Below are 15,898 nucleotides of genomic sequence, written 5' to 3' on the forward strand. Positions count from 1 at the left end.
GGATGCGCCACGGACCGGACGGAAGAGGAGTGCGAACAGGACGCATCGTGCCCATTTGACCCCGGCGCGAGACAGCTTCATGTCACTTTGCCGGTGCGGAAATCGCCGTCATCCCGCTTGGCGGTACAGCATGATCCGGTCGCCCTCGCGGCGATGCGCGATCCCGAATCCCTCGTGCAGCGCGAACAGGAAGCTGTCGGGATCGGCAATCCGGAAGGTGCCGCCCAGCGGAATGTCGGCAAGGCCGGGGTCCTGCAACGCGATCTTGCGCGCAAGATAGCGGTTGAACTCCGCCACCGCATGGCCGAGCGCCATGCCGTTGAAGACGATGCGGCCGCTCTGCCAGGCGGTGGCGGCGGCCATGGCGTCGGCGGACAGGGGGGCGACGCGCGCCTGCTCGCCCGATACCGTCAGCATCGTGCCCGCGCCCATGGTCTGCGCCATGGTGCCGCCCGTCGCGGCCGCCTGTCCCGCCAGCACCAGCAACCGCCCGCCATCGGCATCGATCCGAAGGTCGAACCGCCCGTCACCGAGCCGGGCGTCGATCGGCGTGCTATAGACGCGAAACGGCCGTGCGCCCGGACGCACGAGCAGCGTCGCCTCGCCGCGTTCGATCCAGAAATCGCGCGCGTCCTCGAACCGCCAGGCAAGCCGGGTATCGGTGTTGAGGAGCGCGCTGCTGCCATCGGGAAGCTTAATGGTGCGTTGTTCGCCGATCGCTGTTTCGGCATAGGACCGGCGCGGCCAGGCGACCAGCGCGCCCGTCACGCCCAGCCCGAACATCGCGGCCATCGCCCCGCCCGCCACGACGCGGCGCGTGACCATGGTGGCCGGTGCCGCAGGGGGTGCCACGAATGGGGCAGGGGGCGCAACCGGCTCCGCCGGTCGGGCCATGTCCGGCTCCCCGGGCCGGTCGATCATCGTCGCCAAACGGGGATCGGCGGTCCGCCGCCATGTGGCGGCCACCTGCGCGAAGGCGGCGGCATGGCGGGGATCGGCGCTGCGCCAGTCTTCGAACGCCCGTTCGTCGGCGGTGCCGCCATCAAGCGCCACCAGCCAGTCCACCGCCTGGTCCTTCAGCCCTGATCCTGCCGCTGCCGCGTCGTCCTCCATTCCGGTGATCGCTCCGTCTTCGCCTGTCTGCCCTGCCGGTCCGTCCTCTGTACCAACAGACGAAGAGCCTTGGTCAAATGCGTCTCCACCGTGGAAACGGAAATGTTCATCCTTTCCGCGACCTGCCCCGGAGGCAAGCCCTCAATTCGCCGGAGCCGCAGCGCCTCCCGCATGCGCGGGGGCATCTGCGCCATGATCCGCGCCACCAGGGCCAGTTCGGCGCGATCCATCGCGACCCTGTCCGGCGGGGGCTCGTCATCGGCGACCTCCAGCGCCTGGAGCAAGGCCCCCTGGTCGAGCCGGACCACGTCCGCGCGCCGGAAACGCTCGATCGCCAGGTTGCGCACGATCCGCAGCGTGAAGGCATGGGGGTGCGTGATCGACGCCCAGTTTTCCAGCGCGAACAGGCGGGCATAGGCCTCCTGCACCAGTTCCTCGGCCTCTTCGGGATGGCGGACCAGGCTGACCGCGTAGCGATGAGTCTGGTCGTGAAACGCAAAGACATGGTCGGCGAACCAGATATCGATGTCGCGCAGCCAGGCCATGTCGTTCCGCCGTCTCCATCCCAATGCCGATTGACCCGCGCCTAGAGGGTGGGTGTGACAGTTGCTTGACAATCGGCGCGACGGCCATGCCGCCCGCGCCCTGACGCCGCGTCCGAAAATATTTTCCCGCCGCGATAGTGGAAATCGCGTCGTCGCCCGTCTGCCGGGGGAAAGCAGACAGGAAAGACATTCGTCGGCGCGCAGCAGCGCGCCGGGATGGGTGGCCGCGCGCCCTGGGCGTGGCCGTCCTTGCATCATCATATCCGTTCGAGGGGGAATGACCATGAAGTCCTTGTTGATGACGACCTCTTTCATCGCGCTGGTGCTCGCCGGTGCCGCGCAGGCCCGGGCGCAGGATCGCGGCGCGCCACAGGCCGACCAGCGGGACCAGGCCGATGGCGGCGGCGACATCATCGTCACCGGCCGCGCGGGCACCGGCGATCGGACCAAGGCCGAGATGAGCTATTCGGTCACGCGCATCGGCGAGGAGGCGCTGCGCCTTCAGGCCCCGACCAGCGTGACCGAGGCGCTGAAGTCCGTCCCCGGCTTCTGGGTCGAGGCGTCGGGCGGCGAGGCGAGCGGCAATGTCCGGGCGCGCGGTGTGCCGGTCGATGGCTATGGCTCGATCCAGTTGCTCGAAGACGGGGTCCCGGTGCAGCATGATCCGGCGCTCGGCTATCTCAACGCCGACCAGGCCTTCCGCCTCGACGAGACGATCGAACGGATCGAGGTCGTCCGTGGCGGTCCCGCCTCGCTCTTCTATTCCAACGCCCCGGCCGGCGCGGTCAATTTCATCCCGCGTCAGGTCGGCGACCATGCCGAAGGGCTGGTCAAGGCGACGCTGGGCGCCGACAGCCTGTACCGCACCGATTTCTGGGTCGGCGCGCCGGTCGGCGAATGGAAGCTGGCGGTCGGCGGCTTCTATCGCTCCGAAGGCGGCGTGCGCGATCCCGGTTTCACCGCCGATCATGGCGGGCAGGTTCGCGGCACGCTGTCGCGCGCATGGGATCGCGGGACCGTCAGCTTCGACGTCAAGCGGATGGACGATACGGTCGGCTTCTACACCGGCATCCCGATGCGCACCGATGCCGATGGAAAGATCCGCGCGGTGCCGGGGTTCAACGGCCATTATGGCACCGTCGCCGGACCGGAGACCGAGCGCGCCCGGATGATCATGGGCGATGGCAGCCTCTATGATTTCGACAATACGCAAGGAACGCACGTCAAGCGCACCCAGATCACCGGCAAATTCACGTTCGAGCCGTGGGACGACTGGAAGATCAGCAACACCTCGCGCTACACCGACACCTGGACGCAGCGGAACGGCGTCTATCCCAACGCGCTGCAAAGCGCGGCGAGCCTGTTGACCCAGCAAGCCGGGCTGCTGTCCCAGGCCCCGGGCGCGACGGCGTTGCAGCTTCGCTATGCGACGGCCCCCGATCAGGTCTTCGATACCGCAAACCAGAACGGCAACGGCCTGGTCATCATCGGCGGCCTGCGCGGCCTGACGCTGCCGGTGAAGGAATTCATGAGCGACACCCGCATCTCGCACCGATTCGACATGGGCGGGACCACCCATGACCTGACCTTCGGCTATTATTTCGCGCATCTGGACGAGGATTTCGGCCGCTACTCCTCGACCTCGCTGCTCGACGTGCGGGACAATGCGCGGCGTCTCGACCTGGTGGCGGTCGGCGCGACCGGCAATATCGTCAAGACCTTCACCGATCACGGCATCTACAAATATGGCTATGAATGGGAGGATGCGCATGGCCAGCAGACGACCCACGCGCTCTATCTCGCCGACGAATGGCAGATCACGCCGAAGCTGCGCATCGATGGCGGCGTGCGCTGGGAAACGATGCGCACCCGCGGCACGGTGGCGCTGAAGACGAAGGTCGATCGCGGCACGCCGGCGACCTCGTCGATCATCACCGGCAATGGCCTCTATGCCGATTATGACGACAGCTTCAACCACGCCACCTGGACGCTGGGCGCGAATTACCAGTTCACCCGCCGCGCCGGGCTGTTCGCCCGCTACACCAGCGCCAACCGCCTGCCGGGCCTGGGCAATTACGTGACCAACGCCACCGCCAAGCCCTTTGTCCAGACCATGGACCTGGGCGAGGTGGGGCTGAAATATGTCAGCCCGCTGGTCGAACTCTACGCCACCGGCTTCTGGACGAAGTACAATAATATCTCGTTCACCAACTATCGCTTCGACCTGAACAGCGGCGCGTCGGTCACCGAGGCGCTCTATGCCGATACGCAGACCTTCGGACTGGAACTGGAAGGCGCGCTGCGGCCGGTGCGCTGGTTCGACCTGTCCGGCACCGCGACGATCCAGGATCCCCGCTACAAGGGGCTGACCTATGTCGATGCCGCGGGCAAGACGAACGACTATGACGGCAATCGCCTGATCCGCATTCCGACCCTCAGCCTGCGGCTGGTGCCGGGCTTCAACCTGCTCGGCGACCGCCTGCGGGTGCAGGCGTCGTGGGAATATGAAGGCGCACGCTATGTCGATACGGCGAATTCGGTGCGCCTGCCGGCCTATGCCACGGTCAATCTCAGCACGCGGTTCAACATCTCGGACCAGCTTTCGATCTTTGGCTATGTCGACAATCTCAACAATTCGCTGGGCCTGACCGAGGGCAATCCACGGGCCGGCGAGGTGCAGAACGGCGATGCCGGGGCCAACAGCTTCATCGCGCGGCCGTTGATCGGACGGAATTTCCGCGCGGCGCTGATGTATCGGTTCTGAGCCGTGACGATCCGTTCCGCGCGCGCTGGCACCGCCGCGCTCCTCGCGCTTGCCCTGTCCCTGTCCCTGTCGGCGCCCGTGCCCGCGTTCGCGCGGGACGGGGGCGGGGACGGGGGCGCTCCCCTGCGCCCCTCTGAGGCGGCGACCAGGCCGTGGCGGGTGATCAGCGGGGAACTCAACCGCGCCGGGTATGAACATTATACCGAAGTGCCCTTCGACCTTCCCGCCGGGGTCACGCGGCTGACGATCCGGTTCCGCTATGGCGGGAAGGAGCAGCGGTCGGTCCTCGACCTCGGCCTGCGCGATCCCCAGCGGTTTCGCGGCTGGAGCGGGGGCGCGCGCGACCATATGACGTTGAGCGTCGAGGATGCGACGCCCGGCTATCTGCCGGGGCCGCTGCCCGCAGGCCGCTGGGCCGTGATCCTCGGCGGGCCCAATATCCGCGAAGGGGCGCATGTCCCCTATGAGGTCCGGATCTTCCTCGAACAGCGCCCGACGATCACCGAATTCGCCGACGCGCCGATCGCCGCCACGCCGGGCTGGTATCGCGGCGACCTCCACATGCACAGCGGCGACAGCGACGGGAAGTGCCGGGCGCAGTCCGGCGTGGTCATCCCCTGTCCGGTCTACCGCACCGTCGAGGCTGGCGCGGCGCGCGGGCTCGATTTCATCGCGCTCAGCGATCACAACACCACCGCGCACTTCAACGCGCTGCGGGCGTTGCAGGGGGCGTTCGACCGGATGCTGCTGATCCCCGCCCGGGAGGTCACGACCTTCTGGGGGCACAGCAATGTGTTCGGGCCGACCGACTTCCTCGATTTCCGCATGGACGCGCCACGTTGGGACCATGCGCGCAAATGGATCGACGCGGTCCATCGCGAAGGCGGCGCGGTGTCGATCAGCCATCCCGGCGCCCCGTCCGGCGAAATCTGCATGGGCTGCGGCTGGCGTGTCCCCGACCTGCCAAAGGGCGCGGTCGACGCGGTCGAGGTAGTGAATGGCGGTACGATGCGCGAGACCGGAGGCGCCGATGGTCCGCTCCAGGGCTTCGCCTATTGGAAGACGCTGCTCGACGCCGGTTGGCATGTCACCGGGATCGGCGGCAGCGACAGCCATGACGCCGATCGCGCCGCCACCGAACCCGGCGCGGTCGGTCGGCCGACGACCGTCATCTACATGCCCGAGCTGTCGGTACCGGGATTCCTATCGGGCCTGCGGTCGGGCCGGGCATTTATCGATGTCGAAGGGACGCGCGATCGGATGCTCGACCTGCGCGCGGCGACCGATGCCCGGCGCGCGGTCATGGGACAGACGCTGGCCGTGGCGGCCGGGGATAGCGTGCGCTTCATGGCCGATGTGAAGGGCGTCGCGGCCGGATGGGTGCAGCTGATCGTCGATGGCCAGACGTCGGCCGCCTATCGGGTGGCGGTGCAGCCGGGCCAGCCGACCGCGCTCGCGCCATGGCGCGCCGATGGACGCAGGCACTGGGTCCGGGCGGACGTGCGCGACGCGCAAGGGCGACTCTTGCTGATCGGCAATCCGATCTACATCGCGCAATAGGAGCGCATGCGCGGTCGCCGGAGCGGGGGGCACGCATCCATCCACCCCTCCACGGAACGGCAACACAATCTCCCGCATCGCGCGATCTTTCCGTGCCAGACAATGGACAGGATTGCAGGGAAGCAGCGAAATTGAGTCCGAACCAAATGGCGACGCCTTTCAGCGGCGTTTTCGCGCTCCGTTCGCGGACGACCGGGCTCGCGACGGTCCGGCGGACCTAGTTTCCCATCCGGGCAAGCCCCCGGGTCGCGGGGCCGGGTTACTCCCAACCGGTCCCGCTCCCCCGCCCTCCGTGCCCCCGGAGGGCGGGGGCCGTATCCGGAGGGCCTGGCCGCCTGTTGCCCTGTTCGATCGACGGACCCATCATCGCCATGACCTCCCATTCCGAAGCGCTCCCCCGCGACGCGCATGTCAGCCGGCGCCATGCGGCCTAAGCCACGCCATGTGATGTGGGCGATCATCGGCATCGGCGTTATGGCCCTTGCTGTCGCCGGGTTCCTGTTCCTGCGCCCTTCGCCGCCGGAGCTTGCCACCGCATCGGTTCGGATCGGCGACATCGAACAGACGGTGCTGGCGACCGGCAAGATCAGGCCGAAGGAACTGGTGAGCGTTGGCGCCCAGGTCTCGGGGCAGGTCAAACGCCTCTATGTCGTGCTGGGGCAGCGCGTGCGGGCCGGGGATCCCATCGCGGAGATCGACCCGCGCCCCCAGCAACTCGCGCTGCGCAACGCGGAAGCCTCCGTCACGGCGCTGCGCGCGCAACGCGCCGGTCGTGAAGGCGCGCTGGTGCAGGCGGAGCTGGCGTTCCGGCGGCAACGCACCATGCTGGCGGCGGACGCCAGCGCGCGGGCGGATTATGAGGCGGCGCACGCCGCGCTGTTGGCGCTACGCGGCGAGATGGCGTCGCTCGACGCGCAGATCGAGGCCGGCCGGACCCAGGTCGAAACCGCGCGCATCAATCTTGGCTACACCAAGGTTTCCGCACCGATGGATGGCGTCATCGTCGCCGTGGTGACGAAGCAGGGGCAGACGGTGAACGCGTTCCAGTCCGCCCCGACCATCGTCATGCTGGCCCGGCTCGACGTGATGACGGTGCGCGCCGAGATCTCGGAAGGCGATATCGCGCGCGTGCGGCCGGGACAGCCTGTCTGGTTCACCACGCTGGGCACCCCCGACGAGCGCCGCGATGCCCGGATCGAGCGGATCGAGCCCGCGCCGGAATCGATCGCGACCGAAGCCAGCGGGTCGCAGACCACCACCAGCGCGGCGACGCCGACCGCCATCTATTACAACGCGTTGTTCGACGTGCCCAATACCGAAGGGCGATTGCGGCCGTCGATGACGGCCCAGGTCACCGTGCGGCTGGCACAGGCGCGGCGGGCGGTGCTGATGCCGCTCGCCGCACTCGGCACGCGCGACCGGCAGGGGCGGTATAGCGTCCGGGTCGTCGATGAGCGGGGGGACGTCGAAACGCGCAAGGTCCGCACCGGGATCAGCGACGACAGCGATATCGTCGTGCTGGCCGGCCTCCGGCCCGGACAGAAGGTCGTGATCGCACAGGCTGCGGCGGCGGCGCCCCCCGAAGACTCGGGCGGATTGTTCTGATGGCCCTGTTCTGATGGCCCTGTCCCTGCGCATGACGAAGGTCTGTCGCACCTTTCCGGCCGGGGAGGGGGAGATCACCGTCCTCAAGGATATCGACCTCGCGATCGGCGCGGGCGAGATGGTCGCGATCGTGGGCGCGTCCGGGTCGGGCAAGTCGACACTGATGAACATCCTCGGCTGTCTCGACCGGCCGTCGCGCGGGCTCTATGCCATCGATGGACGCGATGTCGGGACGCTGGAGCCGGATGAACTGGCGGCGCTGCGCCGCGAACGGTTCGGTTTCATCTTCCAGCGCTATCATCTGCTCGGCGACCTCACCGCGCAGGCCAATGTCACCGTTCCGGCGATCTATGCCGGGGCCGATCCCGCCACGCGGGAGGCACGGGCGCTCGCCCTTCTCTCGCGGCTCGGTCTCGGCGACCGCACCCACCACCGCCCGAGCCAATTGTCCGGCGGGCAGCAGCAGCGGGTGTCGATCGCCCGCGCGTTGATGAACGGCGGCACCGTCATTCTCGCCGACGAGCCGACCGGCGCGCTCGACACCGCCAGCGGCGAGGAGGTCATGCGGATCCTGCGCGACCTCAACGCCGAAGGCCATACCATCATCCTCGTCACCCATGACATGGCGGTCGCGGCCCATGCCGACCGCATCATCGAGATCAGCGACGGTGTGATTGTTGCCGACCGGCCGAACGGATCGGCGCCGCCACGGCGAGCGGAACCGCCGCTGCCGCCCAGCCCTGCGCCAGGCTGGCGCGCGGTTGCCGACCGCCTTGCCGAGGCCTTCCGCATGGCGCTGCTGGCGATGGCCGCGCACCGGCTGCGCACCTTCCTGACGATGTTGGGGATCATCATCGGCATCGCCGCGGTGGTGTCGGTGGTCGCGCTCGGCAAGGGCGCGCAGGCGATGATCATGAGCCAGATCAGCGAGCTGGGCACGAACACCATCGACATTTATCCGGGCAAGGATTTCGGCGACATGCGCGCCGCAGCGATCCCGACGCTTGTCGATTCGGACGCCCGTGTGCTGGCGCGCCAGTCCTATGTCGACAGCGTCTCGCCCAACCTGTCGACCACCGCGACGGTCCGCTATCGCAGCCTGGCGGTGAGCGCGCAGGTCAATGGCGTGGGCGTGCACAGCTTCCGCGTGCGGGGCCTGCGCGCGAGCGAGGGCAGGCTGTTCGATCAGGGGGACGAGGACCGCGCCGGGCAGGTCGCGGTGATCGACCAGAAGACGCGCACGACGCTGTTCGCGCGGGACGGCTCGCCGATCGGGGCGACGCTGCTGCTCGGCACGATGCCGGTCAGGGTGATCGGGGTTCTCCAGCCTTCGCGGGGCGGCGATTTCGGTGGCTCCAATCCCACCGTCTATGTGCCCTACAGCGCCGCCGCCGCAAGGCTCGTCGGCAAGACACGGCTCGACAGCATCACCGTGCGGGTCAGCGACCGGGTGCCGAGCGCGGTCGCGCAGGAAGCGGTGACGCGCCTGCTGACGCAGCGCCACCGCGCCAAGGACTTCTTCATCTTCAATTCCGACCAGGTGCGCAAGACGATCGCGCGCACGAGCACGATCCTGACCCTGCTGATCTCGGCGATCGCGGTCATCGCGCTGCTGGTCGGGGGGATCGGCGTCATGAACATCATGCTGGTGTCCGTCACCGAGCGCACGCGCGAGATCGGCGTCCGCATGGCGGTGGGCGCGCGGCGCAGCGACATCCTCCAGCAATTCCTGATCGAGGCGGTGCTGGTGTGCCTGATCGGCGGGGCGATTGGCGTCTCGCTCGCGCTGGTGCTCGGCGGCGTCGTGGCGCTTTCGGGGAGCGGGTTCCGCATGGTCTTTTCGCTGCCGTCGATCCTGCTCGCCTTTGCCTGTTCGACGATGATCGGCGTGCTGTTCGGATTCCTCCCCGCCCGCAATGCCGCCCGGCTCGACCCGGTCGAAGCGCTGGCGCGCGACTGATGCGGCCGTCCGTCTCCCTGCTCGTTCCGGTCATGCTGCTGACCGGTTGCGCGTCGCTGACCCGCACGCCCTATGTGCGCCCGGACGCGCCTTTGCCGACGGGCTTCGCCCATGCGGCGGCCGGGGCCAGCTCGCCGGTGCGCGACGATCGCTGGTGGCGCGGTTTTGGCGACCCGTCGCTTGATGCGCTGATCGATCTCGCCATCGCACGCAATCCCGATCTGGCCGCCGCCGCCGTTCGGGTCAGGCGTGCCAACCTCCAGGCGCGGCTCACGGGCAATGCCTTGCTGCCGATCGCCAGCGGCACGCTCTCGACCGGGCTTTCGCGTCCGCTGTCGGGCGATCGGCGCGGGGCCGAGACGGCCACCGGCACGGTCGGGGTGAACTGGGAGGCCGATCTGTTCGGCAAGCTGGCGGCCGATCGCGATGCGGCGCGGTTCGAGGCGCTCGCCACGGCCGAGGACCGCGATGCCGCGTTCCTGTCGCTGGTCGGCACGGCGGCGTCGCTGCACTGGCAGGTCGCGCTGGCCAATGAACGCATCGGGCTGGGCGAGCAGAGCCTCGCCTATGCGCGCCGGGTCGCGACGCTGGTCGAGACGCAATATCGGGCCGGCGCCGTCTCCGCGCTGGAGCGGCGCGAGGTCGAGCAGGTCGTGACGGCGCAGGACGCGGCGCTCAGCCAGTTGCGTCAGACGCGGACCGAGGCGCGGCAGGCCTTGATGGTGCTGCTCGACGGTGCGGCCCCACCGGGACGCGAGCGACAAACCCTTGAGGGCGTCCGGCTTCCCGCGATCGCCGCCGGGCTGCCCGCCGACCTGCTGGGCCGCAGGCCCGACCTGCGCGCGGCCGAGCTTCGCCTGCGCCGCACGCTCGCCAGCAGCGATGCGACCCGCGCCAGCTATTATCCCGCGCTGACGCTGACCGGCGGTCTCGGCACGTCGAGCACCGCGTTGCTGAACCTTGTCAGCAATCCGGTCGCGACGCTGGGCGCGGGGCTGACGCTGCCGTTTCTCAATGTGCGGGCACGGCGCTTCGACACCGCCATCGCGCGGGCCAATTATGACGAAGCGGTGATCCTGTTCCGCAAATCGCTCTATACCGCGCTGGCGGAGGTCGAAAACGCCCTGTCGGCGCGGACGGAGCTTGCCGCGCAGGGCGAAGCGTTACGGACGGCGCGGGACGCGGCGGCGGCAGCCGAGCGGCTGTACGAGGTGCGCTACCGCGCGGGCGCCGTGCCGCTCAGAAGCTGGCTGGACGCGCAGGAGCGACGCCGCACCGCCGATCTTGCCTATTCGGGCAACAGGTTCACACTGCTTCAGAACCGGGTCGTGCTGCATCAGGCGCTGGGCGGCGGATTCGCGCGATAATGAAGGTGATCCCATGATCGAGCCCTTTCGCGGTCCCCTCGCCGATGATCGCATGGATGCAGACGGCGAGTATTCCGAACTGGCGGAGAAGCATGTCTCGCTGCGTCGGATCGCCGCGTTGTTCCGGCCCTATGCCGGGCGGCTGGCGCTGGTCCTGGGACTGATCGTCTTTTCGTCGATCGCCGGCGTGGCATCGCCTTTTTTGCTGCGCGCGATCATTGACCAGGCGTTGCCGGCGCGCGATCTCGGCCTTCTGGCGATACTGGCGGGCGGGCTCATCGCCATCGCCGTGGTCGCGACGGTGGTCGGCGTCGTGCAGGTCGCGATGACCTCGAAGATCGGGCAGTGGATCATGCACGACCTTCGGGTCCGCGTGTACGGCCATCTGCAATCGCTCTCGCTGGGCTTTTTCACCACAGCGCGGACGGGCGAGGTGCAGTCCCGCATCGCGAGCGATATCGGCGGCCTGCAGGCGCTCGTCACCCACAGCGCCAGCGAGCTGACCCGCAATATCAGCATGGTGGTGGTGACGATCGCCGCCATGCTTGCGCTGGAATGGCGCCTGGCGCTTTTTTCCTTCCTCGTCCTGCCGCTCGCCATCTGGATCAGCCATTATGTGGGGCGACTGCGCGAGGAACTCACCTATGAACAGCAACAGCGGATCGCCGACATGGCGTCGGCGGTGCAGGAGTCGCTGTCGGTGTCCGGCATCATCCTGGCGCGCACGATGGGGCGCACCGCGCATTTGACCCGCAAGTTCATCCGCAGCTCGGAGAATGTCGCGGCGCTGGAGGTGCGGTCGCATACCGCCGGGCAATGGCAATGGGCGATCATCGGGCTGGTGTTGCAGGCGCTTCCCGCGCTCACCTTGCTGCTCGGCGGCCTGCTGATGAATCCGGGCGCGGGCGGCGTGACCATCGGCACGCTCGTCGCGATGATCGCGTTGCAGGAACAGTTGCTCTGGCCGCTGGAGGAAGTCCTCGAATCCGGCGTGGAGATGCGTACGACGCGGGCATTGTTCGCGCGGATCTTCGACTATCTCGACCGGCCCGTCGAGATCCGTGAGCGAGAGGATGCCGTCACCCCCGATCCGGCCACGACGCGCGGGGCGGTATGCCTTCGCGATGTCGGCTTCGCCTATGACAAGGACGGGCCACGCACGATCGACGGTGTTTCGATCGATATCCCGGCAGGATCGCACACCGCGATCGTCGGCGCGACCGGGTCGGGCAAGACCACGCTCGGCTATCTGCTGGCGCGGCTCTACGATGTCGATACGGGATCGATCACCTATGATGGTGTCGATGTCCGGGCGCTGAGCTTTCGCGCCTTGAGCGACATGCTGGGCGTCGTCGCGCAGGACCCCTATCTGTTCAACGCGACGATTGCCGACAATCTGCGCTTCGCGCAGCCCGAGGCAAGCGACGACGCGCTGATCGTCGCGGCCCGCGCCGCCCAGATCCACGAGATGATCGTGGCGCTGCCCGAGGGCTATGATACGATGGTCGGCGAGCGCGGATATCGCTTCTCCGGCGGCGAGAAACAACGGCTCGCGCTGGCGCGCACGATTCTGCGCAATCCGCGCGTGCTGTTGCTCGACGAGGCGACGAGCGCGCTGGACCCCGCCACCGAGCGTGCGATGGCCGATGCGCTCGATATCCTCGGCAAAACACGGACGACGATCACCATCGCCCATCGCCTTTCCACGGTCCGGCATGCCGACCAGATCATCGTCATGCAGCGCGGGCGGGTGGTCGAGCGCGGGACCCATGCGGTGCTGATGGGGCTGGGCGGCGTCTATGCCGGGCTTGTCCACTCCACGGATTGAACGGGCCGGCGGGCATCAGTGGGCCTGCAATTCAGAAAAGACACATTCTCCGCCAGATAGAAATGACCCCGCTTCGTAACAGCGGAGGCAGCGTGGGGCCCCCAAACAGCGCAGCGCTGCCCCCGCTGATGCGAGCACCTCTCGGCTCCAGTCCCCGGACCCGCTGCGCCAGCAGCGGGCTCGGTCACGCCGCGACCGCTTTCCAACGAGGATGGTATTTTGGGAAAGGCGCCAGCAAGCCGCCGCAGATAACATGAAGTGTAAGAGGCAGGTGAAGCAGCCTGACCGTTATTCGGTGAGACAAAATCGGCGGTCGGACCATGCATATATCATCCGATCGCACGCCCCGTCGCGACACGCCCGACCGCTGGCGAACAATTGAGCGATTGATCGACAGCTTGGCTCCTACGTTACGTAGCGGCTTGCATGTCCACATCCTTCCACTATATTAAGACAAATGAACAAACACATGACCCTCAACGTTCGCATCGGCGGCGCGCTGGGCGATTTCGTGGCCACCAATGTCGGCGACCATGGTGTCTATGAGAATGTCAGCGAATATGTCCGCGACTTGATCCGCCGCGACAAGGAGCGAACCGAAGCCGAGCGGTTCGACCGGCTCAAAGCCGAGCTGACCCGGGCCTTCGCTGTCCCCCAATCCAGCTATGCGCTGCTCGATGCGGACACGGTGATCGCGCGCAACCAGCGGGCCTGATATGACCGCCTTCACGGTCTCGGCAATCGCCGGGCAACGCCTCGACGAGATTTACGTTTATACCCGCGACACCTGGGACGAAACGCAGGCGGAAACCTATGTGCGGGACCTCTTCGAGTGCTTCGACCGTATCGTGTGCCGCGATCAGCTCTGGCGCGCGGTGCCGGCCGAGTTCGGTGTGGATGGCTTCTACTGCCGGCATGCGAATCACTACATCTATTGGCGCCTATTTGCTGATGGCACGGTCGGTATCGTGACGATCCTGCACGAGCGGATGCACCAGATGGATCGCTTCCGCGAAGACAGCGCGCCTTGATTACCACTTGGTAGCTACGGCTAGTGGATTGATCGGAACGAAAGAGTCCGCTTGAGGGATTTCCATGCTTTCGGTGCCGTGCGACGATGGGGCATGCGAACGGGTATCGAGATCGAGGTCACAGCACCGGACACGAAACGGCTTGAGGCGATTGTTGCGGCGCGGGGTTCGGCGCAGAAGCATGTCTGGCGGGCGCGCATCATTCTCTTGACGGCTCAGGGCTTGGGTACCCAAGCGATCATGGCGGCGACGGGAAAATCGAAGACATGCGTTTGGCGCTGGCAGGAACGGTTCATGGCCGAAGGCGTGGATGGGCTGCTGCGCGATAAGACCCGGCCTCCGGGGATAGAGGTGGCTCGGGGAATCTGGACAGCGGGGATAAGTGGATTGCCGATCTGACAGCGGCCATGGTGGCGGCGAGCAGGAGGCAAGATGAGCAAGCGACCGCGCCGGAACCACAGCCCGGCGTTTGAGGCCAAGGTGGCGCTGGCTGCCGTGAAAGGCGAGAAGACGCTGGCCGAACTGGCGCAGCAGTATGACGTGCATCCGAACCTCATCAACCAATGGCGGGCGCGGCTGCTGGAGGGCGCGGCGGATGTGTTTGGCGGGGAACCCGCTCCGGCCGGGCCTGTGGTGGACGCCACGGCGCTGCACGCGAAGATCGGCGAGTTGACGCTGGCGAACGATTTTTTGGCCAGTGCGCTCAGGAAGGCCGGTCTGGCCCACGCGCAAGGCGATGATTGACCGTCGTCAATCGCGGTGACCGACAGCCCCTGTCGATGCAGTTCCAGGATCATCATCAGTTCTCCAAGTCGGATCATCGGCGCCGCCTCCTCACGAGGCAGATGGCGCCGATCTCGGCTCAGCCCATTCCGGCGGGGTTAACCCCGCCGGAATGGGTCGTGTCCGTCAATGTGGTGTAATTTCGGGTGTGGCCCCGGGCTGCATCGATCAGGCGGCCTTGGGTGTAATCTGTAGCGGCGTCACCTCCTCGATCTGTGGTGTGGCGAGAGCGGCCATTCCCTCGATCTGCATGTAGCGGCTCTGGAGCTGGTACTCGTCGTTCTGTTCGAGCAGCACGGCGCCGATCCGGCTGGAGGAAGATCTGCCGGATGGCGGCAGCGACCACGGTGGTCTGGCCCTTGGGCACATGGGCCAGCGCGTTCCTCATGAAATGCACGCGGCAGCGCTGCCATGTGGCACCGACGACGCGCGTGATGGCGGCCTTCAGCCCTTCGTGCGCATCGGAGATGACCAGCTTCACACCCTTCAGCCCGCGGCGGACGAGGTCACGCAGGAAGGTCGAGCAGAATGGCTCAGCCTCGCTGGGGCCGATGTGCAGGCCGACAATCTCGCGCTTGCCCTCGGTGGTGACGGCCACAGCGATTATGGCGGCGACCGAGACGATGCGGCCGCCCTCGCGCACCTTGAGGTAGGTGGCGTCCAGCCAGAGGTACGGCCACTCGCCAGCGAGCGGGCGCTTCAGGAAGGCGTTCACGCGCTCGTCGATGTCCTTGCACAGCTTGGACACGCTCGACTTCGAGATGCCCGACATTCCCATCGCCTGCACCAGATCGTCGACGCGGCGCGTGCTGACGCCGGCGATCCAGGCTTCCTGGATGACGCTGACCAACGCCTTTTCGACGGTCTTGCGGGGTTCGAGAAAGCCGGGGAAGTACGCGCCGGTCCGCAGCTTGGGGATCTTCAGGTTGAGCGTACGGGTTTCCATCTCGCGGACCTGCCGGTTGCTGGTTACGTCGTCGTCGCCGGCAATCGCAACGCTCCCGCCCTCCAGCATCAGCTGCTGCCAGCGGTACAGCAGGTTCGGGGCCACGCCGTTGCGGCACGCCACCACCGATATGCTCTCGCGGCCATCAAGCGTCTCCTCGACGATCCTCAGCTTCTCAGGCGTGCTCCAATGACGGCGACGACCGCCGTCGGTGATGATCTCGGACACGGACATAAGCCTATGCTCAGGGTATAGCCCCAAGCCTCCTTCTTAGCATTACAGTTGCATATTGATCGGAACTCTGGATCAATAGGTCTCCATGGTAAGGAGGCCGTGGATGGCGGGCGCATCGATCGAGGCGACACTGGAGCTGTGGGCGACATCGCTGCGCGATGT

Annotated in this window: 10 protein-coding genes and 3 pseudogenes; 10 read left to right on the top strand and 3 right to left on the bottom strand. The window is 67.1% G+C overall.

The genetic code is table 11. From position 1 onward, the window contains the following. Positions 1-108: 108 nt before the first annotated feature. Positions 109-1,113 (bottom strand): FecR family protein, encoded by a 1,005-nt coding sequence (locus tag RN629_RS14250; protein ID WP_407035811.1) that lies wholly within the window; start codon positions 1,111-1,113, stop codon positions 109-111. After that, on the bottom strand, positions 1,077-1,973 hold the full coding sequence (locus RN629_RS14255) for an RNA polymerase sigma factor (protein ID WP_407035812.1): 897 nt from the start codon (positions 1,971-1,973) through the stop codon (positions 1,077-1,079). The genes RN629_RS14250 and RN629_RS14255 overlap by 37 nt, the downstream gene beginning before the upstream one ends. Here RN629_RS14255 and RN629_RS14260 point away from each other — a divergent pair. From RN629_RS14260 to RN629_RS14305, 10 genes and pseudogenes are all read left to right on the top strand, one after another. Continuing rightward, positions 1,957-4,422, top strand: a complete 2,466-nt coding sequence (locus RN629_RS14260) for a TonB-dependent receptor (RefSeq protein WP_407035813.1) — start codon at positions 1,957-1,959, stop codon at positions 4,420-4,422. The genes RN629_RS14255 and RN629_RS14260 overlap by 17 nt on opposite strands. 3 nt (positions 4,423-4,425) lie before the next feature. Further along, positions 4,426-5,982, top strand: a complete 1,557-nt coding sequence (locus RN629_RS14265; RefSeq protein WP_407035814.1) for a CehA/McbA family metallohydrolase — start codon at positions 4,426-4,428, stop codon at positions 5,980-5,982. Between the two features lie 474 nt (positions 5,983-6,456). Then, positions 6,457-7,587 (top strand): efflux RND transporter periplasmic adaptor subunit, encoded by a 1,131-nt coding sequence (locus RN629_RS14270; protein ID WP_407035815.1) that lies wholly within the window; start codon positions 6,457-6,459, stop codon positions 7,585-7,587. A gap of 13 nt (positions 7,588-7,600) precedes the next feature. Beyond that, entirely contained in the window at positions 7,601-9,547 is a 1,947-nt protein-coding gene (locus RN629_RS14275) for a MacB family efflux pump subunit (RefSeq protein WP_407035816.1), read from the top strand. Beyond that, entirely contained in the window at positions 9,547-10,914 is a 1,368-nt protein-coding gene (locus RN629_RS14280) for an efflux transporter outer membrane subunit (protein WP_407035817.1), read from the top strand. The genes RN629_RS14275 and RN629_RS14280 overlap by 1 nt, the downstream gene beginning before the upstream one ends. A 13-nt stretch (positions 10,915-10,927) precedes the next feature. Further along, positions 10,928-12,742 carry an ABC transporter ATP-binding protein gene (locus RN629_RS14285; RefSeq protein ID WP_407035818.1) on the top strand — a complete coding sequence of 605 codons (1,815 nt, stop codon included), beginning with the start codon at positions 10,928-10,930 and terminating at the stop codon, positions 12,740-12,742. A 469-nt stretch (positions 12,743-13,211) separates the two neighbouring features. Beyond that, positions 13,212-13,457, top strand: a complete 246-nt coding sequence (locus RN629_RS14290; protein ID WP_407035819.1) for a ribbon-helix-helix domain-containing protein — start codon at positions 13,212-13,214, stop codon at positions 13,455-13,457. A gap of 1 nt (position 13,458) precedes the next feature. Further along, entirely contained in the window at positions 13,459-13,773 is a 315-nt protein-coding gene (locus RN629_RS14295) for a type II toxin-antitoxin system RelE/ParE family toxin (RefSeq protein ID WP_407035820.1), read from the top strand. A 93-nt stretch (positions 13,774-13,866) separates the two neighbouring features. Further along, positions 13,867-14,121, top strand: a pseudogene (locus tag RN629_RS14300) (helix-turn-helix domain-containing protein); the annotation flags it as partial. Positions 14,122-14,205: 84 nt separating this feature from the next. Then, positions 14,206-14,521, top strand: a pseudogene (locus RN629_RS14305) (transposase); the annotation flags it as partial. A gap of 203 nt (positions 14,522-14,724) precedes the next feature. Here the strand turns inward: RN629_RS14305 and RN629_RS14310 are convergent. Continuing rightward, a pseudogene (locus RN629_RS14310) lies at positions 14,725-15,763 on the bottom strand (IS256 family transposase). Between the last annotated feature and the right edge of the window lie 135 nt (positions 15,764-15,898).

It is taken from the genome of Facivitalis istanbulensis (genome assembly GCF_040560405.1).
In the GTDB taxonomy this organism is placed as follows: Bacteria; Pseudomonadota; Alphaproteobacteria; order Sphingomonadales; family Sphingomonadaceae; genus Sphingomonas; species Sphingomonas istanbulensis.